The sequence below is a fragment of the Streptomyces hamibioticus genome (genome assembly GCF_047946815.1).
Lineage (GTDB): Bacteria > Actinomycetota > Actinomycetes > Streptomycetales > Streptomycetaceae > Streptomyces.
On sequence record NZ_JBKKQY010000001.1, the window covers coordinates 2574190 to 2595549 of the forward strand.

Here is a 21360-nt window from a genome sequence, read left to right on the forward strand (position 1 = left end):
CTCTCCCTAGCGCAGCCGGGGCTGGATCGTGTCGATGAAGATGGTCTGCTTCTGCTCCGCCGTCAGGTGGCAGGCAGCCGCCCGGCCCTCGCCCAGCGGCGGGCGTTCCGTGCTGCACCGGTCGCCCGGCACCTCGCCGGTGAAGGCGCAGCGCGGGTGGAAGGCGCAGCCGGACGGCGGGTTCAGCAGGCTGGGCGGGGAGCCCGGGATCGGCGTCAGTGCCTGCGAGGTGTCGCCGCCGAGGCGCGGCATCGAGCTGAGCAGGCCCCAGGTGTAGGGGTGCCTCGGGGCGCGCAGCACCTCGCGGACGCTGCCCCGCTCCACGGCCCGTCCCGAGTACATCACCAGCAGGTCGTCGGCCATGTCGGAGATGACGCCGAGGTCGTGGGTGATGAAGATGATCGCCGAGCCGAACTCCTGCTGGAGGTCCTTGAGCAGGTCGAGGATCTGCGCCTGGACCGTCACGTCCAGGGCGGTGGTCGGCTCGTCGGCGATGAGCAGGTCGGGGTCGCAGACCAGGGCCATGGCGATCATGGCGCGCTGCCGCATACCGCCGGAGAACTGGTGCGGGTAGTCGTCCACCCGCGACTTCGGCTGCGGGATGCCGACCTTCGTCAGCATCTCGATGGCCCGCTCCCGCGCCTCCTTCTTCGAGGCGCCGGTGTGCTTCATGAACGGCTCGGCGATCTGCCGGCCCACCGTGTAGTAGGGCGACAGAGCGGTCAGCGGGTCCTGGAAGATCATCGCGACCTTGTTGCCGCGGAGCTTCTCCAGTTCCTTCTCGGACGCGGTAACCAGTTCCTTACCGTCGAGGACGATTTCGCCCTCCACGGTGGTGTTCTTGCGGTTGTGCAGGCCGAGCACGGTCAGGTTGGTGACCGACTTGCCGGAGCCCGACTCGCCCACGATGCCGAGGGTCTTGCCGCGCTCGACGTCGAAGGACAGCCCGTCGACCGCCTTCACGATGCCGTCCTCGGTGGAGAACCGCACCCGCAGGTCGCGGACCGAGAGGAAGGACTCGGACCCGTTCGGGGCCTTCTCGCCTTCGGTCTTGGTCAGTGTGGTCACGGTTGTTCTCCTAGCTGAGGCGCACGCGCGGGTCGATGTAGGCGTAGACGACGTCCACGATGATGTTCAGGACCAGGATGAAGAAGGCTCCGAACAGCATGACACCCATCGTCACCGGCAGGTCCTTGGTCAGCGACGAGTCGACGGCGAGGCGGCCGATGCCGGCCAGGTCGAACGTGAACTCGGTGACCACTGCACCGGCCAGCAGTGAGCTGAGGTCGATACCGAGGATGGTGACGATCGGGATGAGGGAACCGCGCCAGGCGTAGCGGAAGAAGACGTACCGCTGCCGCATGCCCTTGGCGCGCGCGGTGCGGACGTGCTCCTCCTGAAGCTGCTCGATCATGGTCGAGCGGGACATACGGGTGTACTGGGCGGTGAAGATGGTGGCCATCACGGCCCAGGGGATGAGCATGCCGACCGCCCAGGTGACCGGGTTCTCGGTGAACGGGTGGTACTTCGGGTTCTCCATCCAGCCGGTGCTGTAGACGAAGAGGCCGAGGGCGACCGGACCGAGCAGGTAGATCTGGAAGGAGCTGAGCAGGATCGAGGCACCGCTCACGAACTTGTCGACCAGCGTGCCGCGCTTCCAGGCGGCCAGCAGGCCCGCACCCAGACCGACGGCGAGGAAGATCACCAGACCGCCGACAGTCAGGGACAGGGTCAGCGGGAAGCGGTCGAGGATGGAGTCCCAGACGAACTCGCCGGTGTCGAAGGAGACACCCAGGCAGGGAGCGGAGCAGTGTCCCTGCGGGAAGTCCCGGCCGGAGACGATGCCCATCATGAATTCCCAGAACTGGGCGGTGATGGGCTTGTCCAGACCGAGGTTCTCGCGGATCACCGCGATGTTCTCGGGGGTGCAGTTCTTGCCGCAGGACAGCTGCGCGAAGTCCTGAGGGATCGTATAGAACAGGAAGAACGTGAAGGCGCCGATCAGAAACATGATGACGACGGCGCCGATCAGCCTGCGGATGAGGAACTGAAGCATGGCGGGTGGATGCTCTCTTCGAAACGCGGCGGCAGGGAGGGGGGTACCGTCCGCGGGGGTGCGCTCCGCCTGGCGCGCACCCCCGCGGTCAGCCGGGCTGACGGATTACGGCTGCTTCACGAACAGGTCGTTGATGTCGACGTAGCTCGACTCGACGCTGTACTTGGCACCGCCGACGTTCGATCCGACGAGCTGGATGGTCTTCGAGTAGTAGACCGGGGCAGCCGGGTTGATCTCCTCCACGATGCGGTGGTGGGCCTGCTCCCAGGTCTTGGCCGCCTCCTCGGGCTGCTGCTTCAGAGCCTTCTCGATCAGCTCGTTGACCTGCTTGTCGTCGATGTGCGAGTAGTTCGAGGCACCGTCGGCGACCAGCGAGCCGTCGTAGACCGGGGTGATGACCGTGGACGGGGACGGCCAGTCCTGGCCCCAGCCGGTCATGTAGAGGTCGTACGGGTTGTCCAGCTTGCCGATCTGCTCGTAGTAGCTGGCCCGGTCGATCTCCTTGGCCTGGACGTCGAAGCCGAGCTTGCTCAGCACGTCCCGGACGATGACCTGCTGCGCCTGGCCGCGCGGGGTGTTGGAGTAGGCGTAGGTGAGCTTCGCGCCCTTCTTGACACCCGCCTCCTTCAGCAGCTCCTTGGCCTTCTCCAGGTCACCGTTGGGCTTCTTCAGCTTGCCGAACGGATCGTAGGAGGGGTCGAAGCCCGGCAGGGTCGGAGCGAGCAGACCGCCGGCGACCTCACCGCCGTAACGGCCGCCGTCCGCCTGGACCATGGACTGGCTCGGCATCGCGTAGGCGATCGCGTCGCGGATCTTCTTGTCCTTCATCCGGTCCAGGTTGAAGGTCATCTGCCACACGTAGGGCTGGTAGCCCTGGATGGTGCGCTTCTTGGCCGCCGCGTCGCTGATGACGGTCTGCAGCTGCGCCGGGTCCACGGTGTCCGTGAACTGGATGGCGTTCTTGGCCTCGCCCTGGTCGGCGATCAGACGCTTGGTCTGGCTGGCCTGGTCGATGGTGAAGGTGAAGTTGTAGCCGTCGACGTACTGGTGGCGCACCGGGTCCGTCTTGGCGTCCCACTGGTCGTTCTTGACCAGCTTGAGGGACTTGCCCGGCTTGTACTCGGCGAGCTTGTACGGGCCGAGGGCGGCCGGGGCGTCGTCGTACTTGGCCTTCGTGTCCTGCTTCTCGGGCACGATGGCGTAACCGGCCATGGCGAGGGCCTGCGGCAGGTCCGGGCGCGGCTGGTCGAAGTGGAAGACGACCGTCTTGTCGTCCGGGGTCTCCAGGACGGAGTCCGGCAGGTGCTTGCCCTTGTACGGGCCGTCCGGCAGGTCCTTGCGATAGTCGGCGCCGGAGAGCCAGGACTGGATGTAGGTCGGGCCGTCGTAGATGACCTTCGAGTACATGCGCTCGATGGTGTGGCGGACGTCGGCCGAGGTGATCTCGTTGCCGTCCTCGTCCTTGATGCCGTCCTTGAGCTTGTACGTCCAGGTCTTGCCGCCGTCGGACGACTGACCGGAGTCGGTGGCGATGTCACCGACGACGGTGAGGTTGCCCTCGTCGTCCTCCTGGAAGTTGGTCAGACCGCGGTGGATCAGGTTGGCGAACTGGCCCGCGTCGCTGACGTAGATCTGACCCGGGTCCATGTGGGTCAGGTCCGACTGCATGTAGACGTTGATGAACCCGCCGGACTTGGCACCCGGGACCTCGTCGGCCGGACCGTTGGACGCCGCGGCGTCGGCGTAGGCGACAGGGTCCTGCTGCTCGGCAGCGTCCTTCTGGGACTTGGCGTTGTCCTTGCCCTTGCTGCCACCACCGTTGTCGGAGCAGCCGGTGAGCGCCAGCGAGCCGGCGACGATGGCCACGGCTATGGCGCGCGCAGTGCGCGTTCTGATGGGCTTCATGATGCCGATGCACCTACCTGTCGATAGTTGTCCACGAGTGCTGCCTGACGGTCCGGTAGCCCGGCACGGGGGCGGCAGCTCCCCCACCCACCAATGGACGGTTAGCGTCCGGTCTTGGGGTCGAATGCGTCCCGGACGGAGTCGCCGAGAAGGTTGAAGGCGAGCACGAAGATCACCAGCGCCGCGCCCGGCCAGAACAGGAACATCGGATCCTGCTGGTACACATCGGTGCCGATCTTGAACATGCGGCCCCAGTCCGGGGTCGGCTCGACGAAGCCGACACCGATGAAGGAGAGGAAGGCGATGCTGAGGATGGTGCTCGGCAGGATGTAGGTGGCCTGCACCAGGATCGGCGTCACGATGTTCGGGAGGATCTCCTTGCGCACGATACGCCAGGGAGAGGCACCGGACACCTTCGCCGCCTCCACGAACTCCCGCTCCCTGAGCGTGAGTACCGAACTGCGCACCAGACGGGACAGGCCCATCCAGCCGAGGAACCACATCACCAGGAGGATGGCCAAGGCCCTGAGGTAGGTCGGCGTCTCGTCCTCGGGGGAGACGAACAGCGCGGTCACGATCGGCATGAAGGCGATGAAGAACAGCTGCTGCGGGAAGCCGAGGAAGAAGTCGGTGACCCGGCCCAGCCAGTAGTCGACCCGGCCGCCGAAGTAGCCGCCGACCATGCCGATGATCACGCCCGTGAGGACGCTGCACACCGTGACGACCACGGCCATGTAGAGCGAGGTGCGCATGCCGTAGAGCAGCATGGTGAACACGTCACGCCCCAGCTTGGGCTCGACGCCGAACCAGAACTCGCCCGACATGCCGCCGAAGGAACCGGTCGGCATGGCGAAGTCGTCGAGCAGGAACGGGTAGTCGGGCTCCTGGGCGTACAGCGTGTAGGGGTCCTTGCCGTACAGGTTGGAGATGACCGGGGCAAGGGCAGCGATCGCGAAGAAGAAAATCACCACGCACGCGGAGACGACTCCGGTACGGTCTCGCTTGAAGCGTTGCCACATCAACTGGCCGGGGGAACGACTCTCGGGCTGCTTCTCGCCCTTGGTGGCGACCTCGGTGGTCGTCTCCAGCTCAGGGTCCAAGGCAGCCGTGGACCCGGAGCCCTCGGCCTTGGTTGGACTGGTCATGTGTGTTCTTCCCCCGGAGGATGGAGAGTTGAGCGCAGCACAGATACCGGCAGGTTCTGTGGTTTGGGGGAACTTTCGCCAAGTGACTCAACGCGCGTCAAGGGCGGAAGACACAGGGATCTCCCTACCTTCCATATTTTGAGCAAAAATTGCATCGATCGACACCTGAGCGCGCTTGACAGGTGGCGCTTACAACCAGCCAATCGGACATACAGGGAAGTTTTTTTGTTTACCTGTCCGAAACTTGATCACCAGATCACCGGTATGCGAACAGCGCCCGTCGACACACCAAAGGCCCGGCTCGTCGCCCGAAAAGGGCGCGGAACCGGGCCTTCGACGGTTACCGTGCGTAACTGAACGGGTGTCAGCTGTGCTTGGCGCGGCTGGCCGCCCGGGCACGCTCACGCTGGTCCAGCACCACCTTGCGGATGCGAACCGCCTCCGGGGTCACCTCGACGCACTCGTCGTCGCGGCAGAACTCCAGGGACTGCTCCAGCGACAGCTTGCGCGGCGGTACGATCGACTCGGTCACGTCGGCCGTGGACGACCGCATGTTGGTGAGCTTCTTCTCCTTGGTGATGTTCACGTCCATGTCGTCGGAGCGCGAGTTCTCGCCGACGATCATGCCCTCGTACACCTCGGTGCCCGGGTCGACGAACAGGACGCCGCGCTCCTGGAGGTTCGTCATGGCGAAGGCGGTGACGGCGCCGGCGCGGTCGGCGACCAGGGAGCCGTTGTTGCGGGTCGTCAGGGTGCCGAACCAGGGCTCGTGGCCCTCGTGGATGGAGTGCGCGATACCCGTGCCCCGGGTCTGCGTCAGGAACTCGGTCCGGAAGCCGATCAGGCCCCGTGAGGGCACGACGAACTCCATGCGCACCCAGCCGGAGCCGTGGTTGGACATGTTGTCCATCCGGCCCTTGCGCACGCCCATGAGCTGCGTGACGGCGCCCATGTGCTCCTCGGGCACGTCGATGGTCATGCGCTCGACGGGCTCGTAGACCTTGCCGTCGACGTCCTTGGTGACGACCCGGGGCTTGCCCACGGTCAGCTCGTACCCTTCCCGTCGCATGGTCTCCACCAGGATGGCCAGCGCCAGCTCACCGCGTCCCTGGACCTCCCAGGAGTCGGGCCGGTCGGTGTCCAGGACCCGGAGGCTGACGTTGCCGATCAGCTCGCGGTCGAGGCGGTCCTTGACCTGACGGGCGGTGACCTTGCGGTCCTTGACCGCCGCCTTGGCGTCGGCGCCCTTGCCGCTGCCGCCACGCCCCACCAGCGGTGAGGTGTTCGTGCCGATGGTCATGGAGATCGCCGGCTCGTCCACGGTGATCAGCGGCAGCGGTACGGGGTTCTCCTGGTCGGCCAGGGTCTCGCCGATCATGATGTCCGGGATGCCGGCGACGGCGCAGATGTCACCGGGGCCGGCCTTCTCGGCGGGCTTCCGCGTCAGGGCCTCGGTCATCATCAGCTCGGAGATGCGCACGCTGCTGACGGACCCGTCGCGCTTCATCCAGGCGACCGTCTGGCCCTTCTTCAGCTCGCCCTGGTGCACGCGGAGCAGCGCGATACGGCCAAGGAAGTTGTCGGCGTCCAGGTTGGTCACGTGCGCCTGGAGCGGGGCGTCGGCGTCGTAGGTCGGCGCGGGGATGTGCTCCAGGATCGTGGAGAAGAACGGCTCCAGGCTGGTGGAGTCGCTCGGGACCGTCCCGTCCTCGGGCTTGGTCAGCGAGGCGACCCCGTCCCGCCCGCACGCGTAGACGATCGGGAACTCGATCTGCTCCTCGTCGGCGTCCAGGTCGAGGAAGAGGTCGTAGGTCTCGTTGACGACCTCGTCGATCCGGGAGTCCGGCCGGTCCGTCTTGTTGATGCACAGGATGATCGGCAGCCGCTGCTGGAGCGCCTTGCGCAGCACGAAGCGGGTCTGCGGCAGCGGGCCCTCGGAGGCGTCGACGAGCAGTACCACGCCGTCGACCATCGACAGACCGCGCTCGACCTCGCCACCGAAGTCGGCGTGGCCGGGGGTGTCGATGATGTTGATGGTGATCGGGTCCCCGCCGTCCTTGGGGTGATACTTCACCGCCGTGTTCTTGGCGAGGATCGTGATGCCCTTCTCACGCTCCAGGTCGTTCGAGTCCATCATGCGGTCGTCGACGGAGTCGAGCTGATGCGCGGCGAAGGCACCGGCCTGCTTCAGCATGCCGTCGACGATGGTGGTCTTGCCGTGGTCGACGTGGGCGACGATGGCGACGTTGCGGATGTCGTGGCGCGTGGCCATATTGCGGCGTACTCCCGGAGTGGTGAGGACGGCCCTGCTGCGTACGTCCGTGTTACGCGGGCCCTGCCGGGCGGAACATGCCACGGCCTCACCCCATGGTACGGGGCCGCTGCCGCTTGGGCTGCGCGGGAGGGGCAGGTGCAGGTGAGGGGCTGGATCGGCCACCGGGTGCGGTGACTGAGGGCGGGGCGTCGCGCAACCCGGCGCGACGCCCCGCGGCGCGAAGGAAGAAACCGGCCGAGGCGCTGCCCGCAGCCGCCCGCGGCGGGAAGGAGCGACCGGCCGAGGCGCTGCCCGCAGCCGCCCGCGGCGGGAAGGGGACGTGTCGGGGGGTGTCCGCCCGCAGCGGTTGTCGCGTCAACACGGGCACCCCCCGTAGAAGACCGATTCCGCGACGTTCCGAGGACGGACACCCCCCGGCGCGGCCCCGAACCACCCACCGCACCCAAGGCGCTACGCGCACCCCCGACCACCCGCAGCGGCGCCGCAGGCATCCACCCACGGCGCCGCAGATACCCCACGACCGTCAGCCCCGTCACGGGCTCGGTTTCGAGCCTGCCGTGCCCTTCTTCAGGAAGCCCATGTCCTCGTACACCGGGGTTTCGAAGCCGAAGGCGCCCGCGTTGGCGAGGTTCTGGCGGGCCGCGGTGAGCTGGGGGCGCTGATACAGCGGGATGGAGCCGGCCGCCGCCCAGATGCGGGAGTCGGCCTTGCGGATCAGCTCGCGGGCCTCCTTCTCGTCCAGCGTGCCGAGCGCCTGCTCGAAGAGCTGGTCGACCTGGTCCGTGCCGACCCGCGTGTAGTTCTGGCCGACGTTCAGGGAGCCGTCCGCGGCCGGGACGGGCTTGGCGTAGACCGGGCGGGCGTCGGTCGCCGGGAACGCCGTGGCCGGCCAGGAGTACAGCGCGAGGTCGTACTCGCCCGACGCCACGTGGTCCTTGAAGTAGCTGTCGTCGGACACCTTGGTGATGTCCGTACGGATGCCGACCTTCTTCAGCATGCCGGCGATCCGGTCGGCCACCGTCCGCAGCGACTCGGACCCGGCCCCCGACGGCACCACGAAGCGGAGCGTGAGCGCCTTGCCGTCCTTGGCCAGCGGCCCGGACGCCGAACCGGCCGGAGCCGCGGTGCCCTTCGGGGCGTAGGCACCGGGAGCACCACCCTGCGCCTTCCGGTCGTGCCGGTCCCCGCCCTCGCCGTCCCCGCTCTCGCCGTCCCCGCCCGTGTCGTCCCCGCCCCCGCCCTCGCCGTCCCCGGGCTTGTCGTCCTCGCCCACGATGTACGTACCGTCGTCGCCCCCCTGCGACTTCTCTTCCTTCTCTCCCCCGCCCCGGCCCCCGCCCTCCCCCTCGTCGTCCCCTTCCGCCCCCGCCGCCTTCTCGCCCTTCTTCTGCTCCTTCACCGGCCCGCCCTGCACCCACCCGGCGTCCGCGAGCAGCGCGCGGGCCTCCTTCACGTCCTGGCCGCCCAGCGCACCGCTGCCGTCGGCGTACGCCGCCTGGCCGGACAGCGCGAGGTGGCTGCCCACGGGCTCGGTGGGCAGGCCCAGCGGCCCCAGGACGGCCTCGGCCAGCTTCTCCCGGTCGATGGCGCGGGCCACGGCCCGTCGCACCCGCTCGTCGGCGAGCGGACCATCCGCGCCGTTCAGGGCGAGCTGGGTGTACGCGGGCTCCAGGGACTTGCGGACCTCGTAGCGCTTCAGGGCCGCCTTCCGCCGCTCGGCCTTGGCCAGTTTCTTCCGCTGCTTCTCCCGCGCCAGAGTCTCCTCGTACGCCGCCTCCTCGTCGGAGCCGTTGGCGACGGCCCACGAGCGCAGGGCGTCCGCGGCCGACTGCCCCTGCGGCCCGGCGGGCGGAGCAGCGCCGGGCCCCATGAGCGGCGTCCCGGAACGCTCGCCCGGCTGCGGCCCCGCCGCCCCGTCGAGCTGCCGCGCCGCACCCGGGTCGATCTCGGCCAGGTCGACCTTGCCCGCCGCCAGCGCGGCGACGCGCCGGTCGCGCGGCACGGCCTTCAGCACGATCTCCGACAGCTTCGCCGGGGCGCCCCACCAGCGCGGATTGCGGACGAGGACGATCTCGTCGGCGTCCCGGTCCACCTCCTTGACGTCGAAGGGCCCGGCGGTGACCTTCAGCTTCCGCCGCGCACCGTCGTTGAACGCGTCCGGCGTCCCCGTGACCTCCTTCGGGTACAGCGGCGTGAACAGCGACTTCCAGTCGGCGTAGGGCCGGCTGAAGGTGACCCTGACCTCCAGATCGCTGGCACCGCGCTCGATCTTCTCGATGCGGTCGTAGCCGGCGTTGCGGGCGGTCCAGTAGGCGGTGTCCTTCCCGGACAGCGCCCGCCACTGCGCGGCGAAGTCGGCGGCGCCGATCTCCCGGCCGTCGCTCCAGACGGCCTGCTGGCTGAGCTTGTACAGGACGACCTGCTTGGGCTCGGTCTCCACGATCTCGGCCGACTCCAGGTAGTCCCCGTTGCGCACCGGACGTCCGCTGTCGTCCATCCGGTACATCGACGGCAGCACGGCCTCCGCGACGCGCCTGGTGGTCGCGTCGGCGTCGGCCTGGAAGGTGTTCAGGGTGTCCGGGACGGAGTCCACGGCCCAGCGCAGGGTGCCGCCGTCGGCGATCCGCGCGCGGGCGGCCGCGGCGATGTCCGGTCCGGCGAGCGGCTTGCCCGCCGGATCCTCGGAACTGCACCCGGCGAGGGCGGGGACCGCGAGCGCCCCCGCGGTGAGGAAGGCGACCGAGCGCATCACCGCGCGTGGTCCGACGCCGACGTGGGACATCTCTGCTACCTCCGGAAGGCCGCGGGCGTTATGATCGCTTTTGGCGGTATATAAAGTTGATCATTTGTATCCAGATGTATGCCGCCACTGAAGAGGAATCGGTTCAGCAACACAGGGCGACACGGCGACGACCCTCCGTAAGCCCACCCGTGCGGCGCAACGCACCGGGGAATGCACCCATACGCTCCGGCCAATCGGTGCACATCCCTTCCCACCGCCCGGTGTGACGCGCAACACTCGCAGGCGCATGAACGTCGCCGCCCAGGGCCGGCCCGCGGCCGTGTCCGACGGAAGTGAGGTCACGTCATGTCCGTGCACGACGAACTGGCAAGGATGCAGCACAGCCTCGACGATCTGAGGCGCTCGCTGAGCCGTCTGGAACAGCAGATGGGCAGCGGCGGCCTGGAGATCCGCCGGGTCCGCACCGACACCGACCACCTGCGCGAGAGCGTGGCGCTGCTGCGGGAGGCGGCCGCCTCCCCCGAGACGCAGAAGCGGCCCGACCTCGTCACCATCTCCGACGCTCCGTACGACCTCTCGCTGTGGACGGACTCGGACGACGAGGGCCTCGGCGCCCGCGACCGCCGCGCCCCCTGAACCCGATCGACCGACCGGAGTCGCCCAGTGGCCACTGGTACGGAAGAACCCCCAGCCACAGAACCCCACCCGCGCGGCGGCGGCGTCCACATCCCGACGCGCGCCGCCATCGCCGCCCCGCACCTGCGCACCGACCGCTGGTGGCTGGCACCGGCCGCCACTGCGGCCGGGCTGCTGGCCTTCATCGTCTACTCGACGTGGCGGGCGCTCGCCAACGCCGACTACTACGCGGCGCCGTACGTCTCGCCGTTCTACTCCCCGTGCCTGGCGGAGAACTGCGAACCGATGCGGGGCGGCCCCAACTGGGAGATCTTCGGCTCCTGGTGGGGTCTGTCCCCCGCGATCATCATCCTGATCTTCCCGCTCGGCTTCCGGCTGACCTGCTACTACTACCGCAAGGCCTACTACCGGGGCTTCTGGGCGTCCCCGCCCGCCTGCGCGGTGGCCGAGCCGCACAAGAAGTACACCGGCGAGACCCGCTTCCCGCTGGTCCTGCAGAACATCCACCGGTACTTCTTCTACGCGGCGATCCTCGTCGCCGCGATCCTGACGTACGACACCGCACTCGCGTTCCGCGACGAGAACTACGAGTGGGGCCACATGGGCCTCGGCACCCTGGTGTTCCTCGTCAACATCGCGCTCATCTGGGCGTACACGATCTCCTGCCACTCCTGCCGGCACATCGTCGGCGGCAAGCTGAAGCACTTCTCCAAGCACCCGGTGCGCTACCGGATGTGGCAGTGGGTCGGCAGGCTCAACGCCCGCCACATGCTGCTCGCCTGGGCCTCCCTGGTGAGCGTGGCGCTCGCCGACTTCTACGTCTATCTCGTCGCTTCCGGTGTCTTCGAGGATCCGAGGTTCTTCTGATGTCCGTGGTCGACCGACAGGAGTGGGACGTCGTCGTGGTCGGCGCCGGCGGCGCGGGCCTGCGTGCCGCCATCGAGGCGCGTGAGCGGGGCGCCCGTACGGCCGTGATCTGCAAGTCGCTGTTCGGCAAGGCGCACACCGTGATGGCCGAGGGCGGCATCGCCGCGGCCATGGGCAACGTCAACGCCGGCGACAACTGGCAGGTCCACTTCCGCGACACCCTGCGCGGCGGCAAGTTCCTCAACCAGTGGCGGATGGCCGAGCTGCACGCCCGGGAGGCGCCCGAGCGGGTCTGGGAGCTGGAGACCTGGGGCGCGCTGTTCGACCGCACGAAGGACGGCCGCATCTCGCAGCGCAACTTCGGCGGGCACGAGTACCCGCGTCTGGCGCACGTCGGCGACCGCACCGGCCTGGAGCTGATCCGCACGCTCCAGCAGAAGATCGTCTCCCTCCAGCAGGAGGACCACCGCGAGACCGGCGACTACGAGTCCCGGCTGAAGGTCTTCCAGGAGTGCACGGTCACGCGGGTGCTCAAGGACGGCGAACGGGTCTGCGGGGTCTTCGGCTACGAGCGGGAGTCGGGCCGCTTCTTCGTCCTCGAGGCCCCCGCCGTCGTCATCGCCACCGGCGGCATCGGCAAGTCCTTCAAGGTGACGTCGAACTCGTGGGAGTACACGGGCGACGGCCACGCGCTGGCGCTGCTGGCCGGGGCGCCGCTGCTGAACATGGAGTTCGTGCAGTTCCATCCCACGGGCATGGTCTGGCCGCCGTCGGTGAAGGGCATCCTGGTCACCGAGTCGGTGCGCGGCGACGGGGGCGTCCTGCGCAACAGCGACGGCAAGCGGTTCATGTTCGACTACATCCCCGACGTCTTCAAGGAGAAGTACGCCGAGTCGGAGGACGAGGCCGACCGCTGGTACGACGACCCGGACCACAACCGGCGCCCGCCCGAGCTGCTCCCCCGCGACGAGGTGGCGCGGGCGATCAACACCGAGGTGAAGGAGGGCCGCGGCTCCCCGCACGGCGGCGTCTTCCTGGACGTGTCGACCCGGATGCCCGCCGAGGTCGTCAAGCGGCGGCTGCCGTCGATGTACCACCAGTTCAAGGAGCTGGCGGACGTCGACATCACCGCGGAGCCGATGGAGGTCGGCCCCACCTGCCACTACGTGATGGGCGGCATCGCGGTCGACTCCGACACGGCCGCCGCGCGCGGGGTGCCGGGGCTGTACGCGGCCGGTGAGGTGGCCGGCGGCATGCACGGCTCCAACCGGCTCGGCGGCAACTCCCTGTCCGACCTGCTGGTGTTCGGCCGCCGGGCGGGCCGGTACGCGGCCGAGCACGCGAGGCGGGCGGCGGACGGGGCGCGGCCCCGGGTGGACGAGGAGCAGGTCGGCTCCGCCGCCGCCGAGGCCCTGCGGCCGTTCTCCGCCGAAGCGGAGGCCGAGGAGCCCGCCGGCGGCCCGCCGGAGAACCCGTACACCCTCCACCAGGAGCTCCAGCAGACGATGAACGACCTGGTGGGCATCATCCGCCGCGAGCCGGAGATGAAGCAGGCGCTGCAGCGGCTGGCGGAGCTGCGGCTGCGGGCCCGCCGGGCGGGGGTCGAGGGGCACCGGCAGTTCAACCCCGGCTGGCACCTCGCCCTGGACCTCAGGAACATGCTGCTGGTCAGCGAGTGCGTGGCGCGGGCGGCGCTGGAGCGCACGGAGTCGCGCGGCGGTCACACCCGCGAGGACCATCCGTCGATGGACCGCACCTGGCGCAACGTCAATCTCCTGTGCCGGCTGGCCGACCCGTCCAGGGGCCTCGCGGCGACGGACCCGGTGCGCGGCCAGATCGTCCTGGAGCGGCAGACCACCGAACCCATCCGCCCCGACCTGCTCGCCCTCTTCGAGAAGGAGGAGCTGGTCAAGTACCTCGCCGAAGAGGAGCTGTACGAATGAGCAGCTACGAGGCCCGCTTCAAGGTGTGGCGCGGCGACGCGCAGGGCGGTGGCCTGCAGGACTTCACCGTCGAGGTGAACGACGGCGAGGTGGTCCTCGACATCATCCACCGCCTCCAGGCCACCCAGACCCCTGATCTCGCCGTGCGCTGGAACTGCAAGGCCGGCAAGTGCGGTTCGTGCTCCGCGGAGATCAACGGGCGGCCCCGGCTGCTGTGCATGACCCGGATGTCGGTCTTCACCCGCGAGGAGACGATCACCGTCACTCCGCTGCGGGCCTTCCCGGTGGTCCGCGACCTGGTGACGGACGTCGGCTTCAACTACACCAAGGCCCGCGAGGTCCCGTCGTTCGTCCCGCCTGCCGGTCTCGGTCCCGGCGAGTACCGGATGATGCAGGAGGACGTGGACCGCTCGCAGGAGTTCCGCAAGTGCATCGAGTGCTTCCTGTGCCAGGACACCTGCCATGTGGTGCGGGACCACGAGGAGAACAAGCCGGCCTTCGCGGGCCCCCGCTTCCTGATGCGGATCGCCGAGCTGGACATGCACCCCCTGGACTCGGCCGCGGACTCCGGCCTGGACCGCAAGCGGACGGCCCAGGACGAACACGGCCTCGGTTACTGCAACATCACCAAGTGCTGCACGGAGGTCTGCCCCGAGGGCATCAAGATCACGGACAACGCGCTGATCCCGCTGAAGGAGCGGGCCGTGGACCGCAAGTACGACCCGCTGGTCTGGCTCGGCGACAAGATCCGCCGACGGTCCTGAGGGCACCGGGTCAGCCGGCCGGGCGGACCCAGCCCCCGGTGTAGGCCGCCCAGTCGGCCTCGGTCGCCGCGAAGTCGATGTACAGGGCGACGCCGAAGCGGGTGCGGTCGGCGTCGGTGCGGGACAGGCCGAGGCGGACGCCGCGCACGGCGGCGGGGACGGTCTCGGCGTGGTTCCAGTGGCCGAAGCGGTTCTCGTGGAAGAAGGGCAGGCCCATCAGCAGGTGGGTGGTGGGCGGGGTGGCCTCCAGGGCCAGCGCGGTCTGCTGGGCGACGTAGCCGCCGTACGTGCTCTCCAGCGGCTGCATGGTGTCGTACGACATCACGGCGATCTGGTCGACCCTGCGGGCGACCTGGCCGAAGAACTCCTGTGACCACCACTTCGGGTGCCCGGTGAACGTGCCCCAGACGGAATGGAAGCCGGGCAGCGGGTCGATCTGGTGGGCGGCGACCGAGAGCTGTGCGTCGTGGGCGCGGGTGACGTCGCGCAGGTCGTCGAGGAGGCCGAGGTAGTTCCGGTCGCCGGAGTGCAGCGGCTCCAGGTCGAGGTGGACGCCGTCGTAGCCGGCGTCGAGGACCTGGCGGGCGGAGCCGACGACCGCGGCGCGGGTGGCGGCCCGCTCCAGCCGCATGCCGTCGGGGCCCTCGGTGGCGAGCACGTCGCCGAGGAAGGCCTGGACGCGGACGCCGGGCATTTCCCGGTGCACGCCGTCGATCAGCCAGCGCGCCCTCGGGTACTTCGCCTCGGGCAGGGTGCCGTCGTGCTCCATCGGGCCGGAGTGGACGTACAGGTCCCGGACCCCGGTGCCGCGCAGTCGCCGCGCCAGGGCGGCGAGGTCCGCGTCGTCCTTCCGCCCGTCGACCCAGGCGTGCCCGAGCCAGAGCGCGTCCCGGTTCCTGGTGTACGTGCCGTCGGCCGGATCGCCGGTGTAGTTGATCCGGAGGGCGGTCTCGGCGGCGAGCAGCGGGACGAGAACGGCGAGGACGAGACCGAGAACGCCCCGGCGAACCCACCGGAACGCACGCCGTGGGCGGCGTCGCCCGTCCGGCGCCGCCCGGTCACCGGCCGGCCCACGGGCGTTCTCCTCCGCGCCCGGGGACTCCTCCCCGCCCGTGGACTCCTTGGCGCCCGGGGACTTCTGCCCGGCCGGGGGCTCCTCCACGCCCGGGGGCTTCGGGAGGTCCGGTCCGTCCTGGGCGTCGTCCGGGGTCTCCGGCAGGTCCGGCCCGCCCCGGGTGTGCGGTCTCCGGTCCGGCTCCGTGCGGCTCATCGTCGTACCCCCTCCGTGTCGCCCGGCCGCCACTGCGCGAAGTGCCGCCGAGATGGCCGGTCATGCCCGAGGGGACGACCCGAAATGATGTTCCGGTTCCGGTACCCGGTACGTCGGTGCCGTCAGAACAGGCTCAGCAGCGCCTCCGCCGGGTCCGTCAGGACCGTCTCTCCGCCCGGCAGAGGCAGTTCGAACCACACCGTCTTGCCGCGCGGCGTCCGCCGTGATCCCCAGGCCGCGCTGAGCAGGCCGACGAGTTGCAGGCCGCGGCCGCCCTCGTCGGTGTCGCGGGCGCGCCGTCGGCGCGGCTGGACCAGGCCGGAGTCCCAGACCTCGCAGACCAGCGTGCGGTCGAGCAGCAGCCGCAGCCGGATGTCGCCCTCCCCGTACCGCAGGGCGTTCGTGACCAGCTCGCTGACCAGGAGTTCGGTGGTGTCCACGAGCGGCTCCATGTCCCAGCCGAGCAGCTGGGCGCGGGCGTACTCGCGGGCCCGGCCCACGCTGCGCGGCTCGCGGGGCAGCGTCCAGTCGCCGACGGACTCGGCGGGCAGGCCCTGCACCCGGGCCATCAGCAGGGCGATGTCGTCCTCGCCGTGGTGGGTGTCGAGGGTGTGGAGGACGTGGTCGCAGACGTCTTCCAGGTTGGGGTAGGTGTCGGCGCGCGGTGGCGGCGTCGCCGAGGGGTGGTGGCCGGGCGACGGGCGGGCCGGGTCGGTCAGCGCGCCGACGAAGGCCTGGAGGCCCTCGTCGAGGGGATGGTCGCGGCTTTCGACCAGGCCGTCCGTGTAGAGGGCGAGCAGGGCGCCCTCGGGCAGTTCGACCTCGACGTCCTCGAAGGGCTCCCCGCCGACGCCGAGCGGCAGCCCGGGCGGCACATCCAGCATCAGCGCGGACTCGCCGGGCTCGACCAGGACGGGCGGCAGATGGCCGGCGTTGGCGAAGGTGCAGCGTCTCGTCACCGAGTCGTAGACGGCGTAGACGCAGGTGGCCAGGTAGACCTCGGACAGGTCGGCCTCGCGGGGGCGGCGGGCGGCGCGGGTGGCCTGCTGGACGCCTCCCGGGGCGCCGAGGCCGCGGGCGATCTCGTCCAGCTGGGACAGCACCTCGGCGGGTTCGAGGTCGAGCAGGGCCAGGGTGCGCACCGCGGTGCGCAGCTCGCCCATCGCGACCGCCGCGCGCAGCCCGCGGCCCATGACGTCGCCGACGACCAGCGCGGTGCGGTGGCCGGGCAGTTCGATGACGTCGAACCAGTCACCGCCGACCTCGCTGGGCCGGCCGGTGGCCGCGTTGCCGGGCAGATAGCGGCAGGCGATGTCGAGGCCGGAGGCCTCCGGGTCGCCGGGCGGGAGCAGGGACCGCTGGAGTATCAGGGCGCGTTCGTGCTCGCGCCGGTACAGCCGGGCGTTGTCGATGCACACGGCGGCCCGCGCGGCCAGCTCCACGGCGAGGTCCCGGTCGCGCTCGCCGAACGGTTCGCTGCCCTTGGTCCGGGCGAACTGCACGAGGCCCACGACGGTGTCGTGGGCGACCATCGGCACGGCCAGCGTGGACTGCACCAGGCCGCCGTCCTCGGCGGGCACGGTCCGCGGGCGGGCGGTGCGCAGGGCGTCCGCCCAGGGGGAGTTGAAGGGGTAGTGGTGGACGGCGCCGACCTCGATCTGCTCGCCGGTGCCGTGGAAGGGCACGTCGGAGACGGCGCTGGAGAAGGCGACTCGGCGCAGTTCGGCGCTGCCGTCGGCGAGGCCGGGCGGGGTCTCGTCGCCGGCCAGCAGGCCCTGGTAGAGGTCGACGGTGGCCAGGTCGCAGAAGCCCGGGACGACGACGTCGAGGAGCTGACGGGCGGTGGTCTCCAGGTCGAGGGAGTTGCCGATGCGGGCACCGGCCTCGTTGAGCAGGGCGAGGTTGCGCCGTGCGGCGGCGGCCTCGCGGGCGGCGGCGCGGCGGGCGGTGATGTCGGTTCCCAGCCAGGCGACGCCGATGGGGCGGCCGGTGCCGCTGTGTACGCGATAGAGGTTCACGGACCAGTGGCGGCGCTCCTCGGAGTCCGGTGCGAAGCCGGTGACGTGCATGTCCGTGATGGAGTCGCCGGTCTCCAGCACCCGCCGCAGGGTCGCCGCGACCCGGTCGGCCTCGCCGCGCGGCAGATAGTCGTGGACGCCCTTGCCACGGTGGTCGTCGGGGGCGCCACCGAAGACGGAGGCGAACCGCTGGTTGGCGCGGCGGACCCGCAGGTCGGTGTCGATCAGCAGGAAGCCGAACGGCGATTGGCCGAATATGGCCTGTGAGGCGGCGAGGTCGGTCTCGATGCTGCGCAGCGTGCGGACGTCGACGACGATGCAGACGGCGGCCTTCTCGCCGTCGTCCGTGCGCGTCGGCATGACGTAGACCTCGGCCAGGCCGCGCCTGCCGCCGTGGACGTCGTCCGGCAGCCGGAAGGGGACCACGCCGGTCCACTCCCGGCCGTCGAGGATCTCGGCCATCTTGCGCTGGCCGCGCTCGCGCAGGTCCGGGTCGATGAAGACCTCTATGGGGTCCACGCCGACGGCTCGCTCGGCGGGGATGCCGAACAGCTGCTCGGCGCGCACGCTCCACTGGTCGACGAGGCCGTCGGGGCCGATGGAGAAGGACGCGACCTTGATGTAGTCGTAGATGGAGCCGGGTGGGCTGCTCTGCCACATGGCGTCCCCGCCCGACGTCCCGTCGGACTCCGTGGCCCTCGCTGGTATCTCGCTCACGCGAACCGTCCCCTCCAGCTCACCGCGTCCGGCACCGGTCACCGAAAGGCGGCTGCCCGCAGTATCCAGCACTACGGGGCCACACGACACGGTGTTCACGATCACAGCACGGTCCCGATGCTTTTTGGACCGGACCGTGACAACACTGCCAGTCTTCTAACCAGCGGACACGCCGTCGAATCACGCACTTCGGCAACGGTCGGCGGCCGGAACCACCCGGCGCCCGGACGCCCCGGGCGCGCTCCCGGTGCGGCCCGATGCTGCCCGGTGCGGCGCGGTCCGGTTCACTTCGGCACGGAGAGTTCGAACCACACGGTCTTGCCCGCCTCGCCCGGCCGGGTGCCCCAGCGGCGCGCGGCGGAGGCCACCAGCTGCAGACCCCGGCCGCCCTCGTCCTCGGGCTGGGCGACACGTTCGCGGGGCGGGTCGGGGAGCGGGTCGGAGACCTCCACCCGCAGGACGCCGTCCAGGCCGGTGGGGCGCACCAGACGGACACCGATGGGGCCGGTGGCATGCCGCAGGGCGTTGGTGACCAGCTCGCTGACGAGCAGGGCGGTGATGTCGCCCACGTTGTCCAGTCCCCAGCCGCGCAGCCGGCCACGGACGACTGTGCGGGCGGTCCGTACGGCGTCGGGTTGCGCGGGAAAGGTCCACTCGGCGCAGTGTCCGTCGGTCTCGATCACGCCGATCACTTCCCCGGCCAGCGAGCCCACCCCATGTCCGGTTTCGTGGGGTTAATGGGCACATACCCGATATCCGGGCGCCGGTACCGCGCGAAGCGGCGCACTGTGGCACGAACGGCGTACGGGTCGCTCGCGCTGGGCCCGGCCCGTGTCCGGCGCTCCTTCGCGCGACCTCATGCGCCGGGTGCCGCCCGGCCGGGAGGCGGCGCCGGGCACGGCGCGCGACCGGACCCGGCGGCGCCGGGCAAGGACGAACGGGCCCCGGACGGGCCCGGACGGGCCCTCACCGATCCCTCACCGACGCCGGGCGTCGGCCCGCCGGCCCCGGCTCCTCACCGCCCGGCGGTGCGGTCGCCGCGATCGCCGCGGGGGTTGCGGGGGTTGTGGGGGCTGTGTGCGCCGTGGGCGGCGTCGGCACGGCGATCGGCGTGGGGGCCGCGGTCGCCGTGAGCGGCGTGAGCACCGTCGGCACGGCGATCGGCGTGAGCACCGTCGGCGCTGCGATCGGCGTGCGCGGGGTCGGCGCTGTGGGCGAGGGTCGCGCGGACGGCCGGTACGTCCTGGTCCAGCCAGTCGACGTCCCAGATCTCGGCGGGCGCGAGCCAGCGCAGCGCGTCGTGGTCCTCCAGGGGCTCGGGCACGGGCGAGCCGGGGAGCAGGCGGGCGGTCCACACCTGCAGGACGTACGGGGACCGGAGCGGCCACTGACCCGGGACCCGCCCACCGACCGCGGCCTCGACCCCGAGTTCCTCGCGCAGCTCGCGCACGAGCGCCGCCTCGGGCGCCTCGCCCTCCTCGACCTTGCCGCCGGGCAGCTCCCAGCGCCCCGCGAGTTCGGCCGGCGCACTGCGGCGCGCGGCCAGCAGGCGCCCGCCGTCGAACAGGGCGGCGCCCACCACGATCCGTTTCGTCATGCGCCGGAGCCTAGCGGGAGGGCGGTGACGGGCACGGCCCTCCGGCCGTCAGCCGGACGCGCTCGTTCCGTGCTGGCCGATCCTCTCGACCCAGTACAGCTGCTTGTGCCCGCGTTCGTCGAGGCTGTCGGCGATCCGCTGGGCTTCGGCCCGGGTCGCGTACCTGCCCACGCGGTAGCGATTGCCGTTGTCGTCCTGCCGGACGACCTGCCAGGCCAGGGTGACCGTGCCGTCGTTCATCGCGCCCCTCCACTTCCCGCCCACGACCTGCGCCGCGCCCCACCCGGTAAGGAAACCGCAATCCGCATATGCCCGAGCCTACGCCTCACCTTCACGCAGCGAACACGACTTTGCACAAAGAGGTACGCAACCAGCCAGAACGCAGGGGGCGCACGAGGCCGAACGCGCCGTCCGGTGGGTCGACGCCTGCGGTCAGGGGCGTACCGGAGGCATCGGGGGCGACCTGGGAGAACGGCCGGATCGACGCGCTGCGGGGCGGACCGGCGCACGCCGCGGTACCCCGTGCCCCGGTGGGAGGCGCGCGGGAGGCGCGCGCCACGTCGCATCGGACCGCGGACCCGCGCCGGACGGCACGCACGGCAGCCGGCGCCGGAACCGGCCGCCGCGCCGCACGGACGGCTGCCGAACGCCGGCCTCCGCTACCTCACGGGCAGGTGGTAGGCCACGCGGTAGCGGTCGGCCGGGATGACCACGTCGGCCGTCTCGACCGGGCGGCCCGAGGCGTAGAACGTGCGCTGGATGACCAGCACCACGTGTCCGGGGACGCCGCCGAGGGCGAGCAGTTCCTCGGCGAGGCCGGGGCGGGCGCCGACCTCCTCGGTGACGTTGTCCACGACGACGTCGATGGCGGCCATGCGCTCGACGACCCCCATGCCGCCGAGCGGTCCCTCCTCGGGCAGCATCACGGGGGTGCGGCCGGTCACGGCCAGCGGCTCCCAGGAGGTGGAGAGCATCATCGCCTCGCCGCTCTCCCGGAAGACGTACCGCGTGCACATCACGCGTTCGCCGGGCTTGATGCCGAGCCGCTCTGCGACCGCGCCGCTCGCCTCGGTCTGCTCGCTGCGCGACTCCCAGGTGCCGCGCACCTCGCCGTCGGCCTGCTCCTGCCTGAAGGGCGTGGCCCCGCCCGTCGGCCGGTAGCCGGAGCGGGCGATGCGGCGGGGCACCGGCCGCTCGCGCACATACGTCCCGGAACCGGAGCGGCCCTCGACCAGCCCCTCGGCCATGAGGACCTTGCGCGCCTCCAGGGCGACGGTGTCCGAGACGCCGTACTCCTCGCGGATGCGGGCCTGGGAGGGAAGGCGGGTGTGGGGCGGCAGCAGGCCGTCGACGATCTTCTTGCGGAGATCACCCGCGACACGCAGGTACGCCGGCTGCTCACCGAATGTCACTGGCCGCTCCCA

General features: G+C 70.6%; 15 protein-coding genes and 1 pseudogene. 4 read left to right on the forward strand and 12 right to left on the reverse strand.

The genetic code is table 11. The annotated features are described in order from the left end of the window. Positions 1–6: 6 nt before the first annotated feature. The 6 genes from ACLGIH_RS11385 to ACLGIH_RS11410 form a co-directional block, all read right to left on the reverse strand. A complete protein-coding gene (locus tag ACLGIH_RS11385; protein ID WP_416525128.1) occupies positions 7–1068 on the reverse strand; it encodes an ABC transporter ATP-binding protein in 1062 nt (353 codons plus the stop codon). A 10-nt stretch (positions 1069–1078) separates the two neighbouring features. Further along, complete coding sequence (locus tag ACLGIH_RS11390) at positions 1079–2056, reverse strand: ABC transporter permease (RefSeq protein WP_416525129.1); 978 nt, start codon at positions 2054–2056, stop codon at positions 1079–1081. A gap of 105 nt (positions 2057–2161) precedes the next feature. Continuing rightward, positions 2162–3961, reverse strand: a complete 1800-nt coding sequence (locus ACLGIH_RS11395; RefSeq protein ID WP_416525130.1) for an ABC transporter substrate-binding protein — start codon at positions 3959–3961, stop codon at positions 2162–2164. Positions 3962–4062: 101 nt separating this feature from the next. Next, complete coding sequence (locus ACLGIH_RS11400; RefSeq protein WP_416525131.1) at positions 4063–5106, reverse strand: ABC transporter permease; 1044 nt, start codon at positions 5104–5106, stop codon at positions 4063–4065. Between the two features lie 364 nt (positions 5107–5470). Further along, the gene (typA, locus tag ACLGIH_RS11405; RefSeq protein WP_416525132.1) at positions 5471–7378 is read right to left on the reverse strand and encodes a translational GTPase TypA; all 1908 of its coding nucleotides are present in this window, start codon (positions 7376–7378) and stop codon (positions 5471–5473) included. Positions 7379–7913: 535 nt separating this feature from the next. Beyond that, positions 7914–10163 (reverse strand): ABC transporter family substrate-binding protein, encoded by a 2250-nt coding sequence (locus ACLGIH_RS11410; RefSeq protein ID WP_416525133.1) that lies wholly within the window; start codon positions 10161–10163, stop codon positions 7914–7916. A gap of 306 nt (positions 10164–10469) precedes the next feature. Between ACLGIH_RS11410 and ACLGIH_RS11415 the strand changes: the two genes are divergently transcribed. The 4 genes from ACLGIH_RS11415 to ACLGIH_RS11430 are packed head-to-tail and all read left to right on the forward strand — an operon-like array spanning position 10470 to position 14334. Next, the gene (locus ACLGIH_RS11415) at positions 10470–10760 is read left to right on the forward strand and encodes a hypothetical protein (RefSeq protein ID WP_416525134.1); all 291 of its coding nucleotides are present in this window, start codon (positions 10470–10472) and stop codon (positions 10758–10760) included. Between the two features lie 27 nt (positions 10761–10787). Beyond that, positions 10788–11627, forward strand: a complete 840-nt coding sequence (locus ACLGIH_RS11420; protein ID WP_416525135.1) for a hypothetical protein — start codon at positions 10788–10790, stop codon at positions 11625–11627. Then, positions 11627–13570 (forward strand): fumarate reductase/succinate dehydrogenase flavoprotein subunit, encoded by a 1944-nt coding sequence (locus tag ACLGIH_RS11425; RefSeq protein ID WP_416525136.1) that lies wholly within the window; start codon positions 11627–11629, stop codon positions 13568–13570. The genes ACLGIH_RS11420 and ACLGIH_RS11425 overlap by 1 nt, the downstream gene beginning before the upstream one ends. Further along, complete coding sequence (locus ACLGIH_RS11430) at positions 13567–14334, forward strand: succinate dehydrogenase/fumarate reductase iron-sulfur subunit (RefSeq protein WP_416525137.1); 768 nt, start codon at positions 13567–13569, stop codon at positions 14332–14334. Before ACLGIH_RS11425 ends, ACLGIH_RS11430 begins: the two co-directional genes overlap by 4 nt. A gap of 10 nt (positions 14335–14344) precedes the next feature. Here ACLGIH_RS11430 and ACLGIH_RS11435 read toward each other — a convergent pair whose 3' ends face one another. From ACLGIH_RS11435 to ACLGIH_RS11460, 6 genes and pseudogenes are all read right to left on the reverse strand, one after another. After that, positions 14345–15604, reverse strand: a complete 1260-nt coding sequence (locus ACLGIH_RS11435; protein WP_416525138.1) for a glycoside hydrolase family 18 protein — start codon at positions 15602–15604, stop codon at positions 14345–14347. 122 nt (positions 15605–15726) lie between these two features. Beyond that, the gene (locus tag ACLGIH_RS11440) at positions 15727–18339 is read right to left on the reverse strand and encodes a SpoIIE family protein phosphatase (protein ID WP_416525139.1); all 2613 of its coding nucleotides are present in this window, start codon (positions 18337–18339) and stop codon (positions 15727–15729) included. Positions 18340–18623: 284 nt separating this feature from the next. Further along, positions 18624–19052, reverse strand: coding sequence for an ATP-binding protein (locus ACLGIH_RS11445; protein ID WP_416525140.1), 429 nt, complete (start codon positions 19050–19052; stop codon positions 18624–18626). 497 nt (positions 19053–19549) lie between these two features. Continuing rightward, a pseudogene (locus tag ACLGIH_RS11450) lies at positions 19550–19936 on the reverse strand ((deoxy)nucleoside triphosphate pyrophosphohydrolase); the annotation flags it as partial. Positions 19937–19984: 48 nt separating this feature from the next. Then, a complete protein-coding gene (locus ACLGIH_RS11455; protein WP_416525141.1) occupies positions 19985–20176 on the reverse strand; it encodes an SPOR domain-containing protein in 192 nt (63 codons plus the stop codon). Between the two features lie 419 nt (positions 20177–20595). Next, the gene (locus ACLGIH_RS11460; RefSeq protein ID WP_416525142.1) at positions 20596–21348 is read right to left on the reverse strand and encodes a GntR family transcriptional regulator; all 753 of its coding nucleotides are present in this window, start codon (positions 21346–21348) and stop codon (positions 20596–20598) included. Positions 21349–21360 lie beyond the last annotated feature (12 nt).

Bases quoted from the DNA above. Each gene is read 5' to 3' on its own strand.
- ACLGIH_RS11400 (WP_416525131.1), bottom strand. From the start codon at position 5,106: ATGACCAGTCCAACCAAGGCCGAGGGCTCCGGGTCCACGGCTGCCTTG.
- ACLGIH_RS11430 (WP_416525137.1), top strand. From the start codon at position 13,567: ATGAGCAGCTACGAGGCCCGCTTCAAGGTGTGGCGCGGCGACGCGCAG.
- ACLGIH_RS11390 (WP_416525129.1), bottom strand. From the start codon at position 2,056: ATGCTTCAGTTCCTCATCCGCAGGCTGATCGGCGCCGTCGTCATCATG.
- ACLGIH_RS11455 (WP_416525141.1), bottom strand. From the start codon at position 20,176: ATGAACGACGGCACGGTCACCCTGGCCTGGCAGGTCGTCCGGCAGGAC.
- typA (WP_416525132.1), bottom strand. From the start codon at position 7,378: ATGGCCACGCGCCACGACATCCGCAACGTCGCCATCGTCGCCCACGTC.
- ACLGIH_RS11410 (WP_416525133.1), bottom strand. From the start codon at position 10,163: ATGTCCCACGTCGGCGTCGGACCACGCGCGGTGATGCGCTCGGTCGCC.
- ACLGIH_RS11435 (WP_416525138.1), bottom strand. From the start codon at position 15,604: ATGAGCCGCACGGAGCCGGACCGGAGACCGCACACCCGGGGCGGGCCG.
- ACLGIH_RS11395 (WP_416525130.1), bottom strand. From the start codon at position 3,961: ATGAAGCCCATCAGAACGCGCACTGCGCGCGCCATAGCCGTGGCCATC.
- ACLGIH_RS11425 (WP_416525136.1), top strand. From the start codon at position 11,627: ATGTCCGTGGTCGACCGACAGGAGTGGGACGTCGTCGTGGTCGGCGCC.
- ACLGIH_RS11415 (WP_416525134.1), top strand. From the start codon at position 10,470: ATGTCCGTGCACGACGAACTGGCAAGGATGCAGCACAGCCTCGACGAT.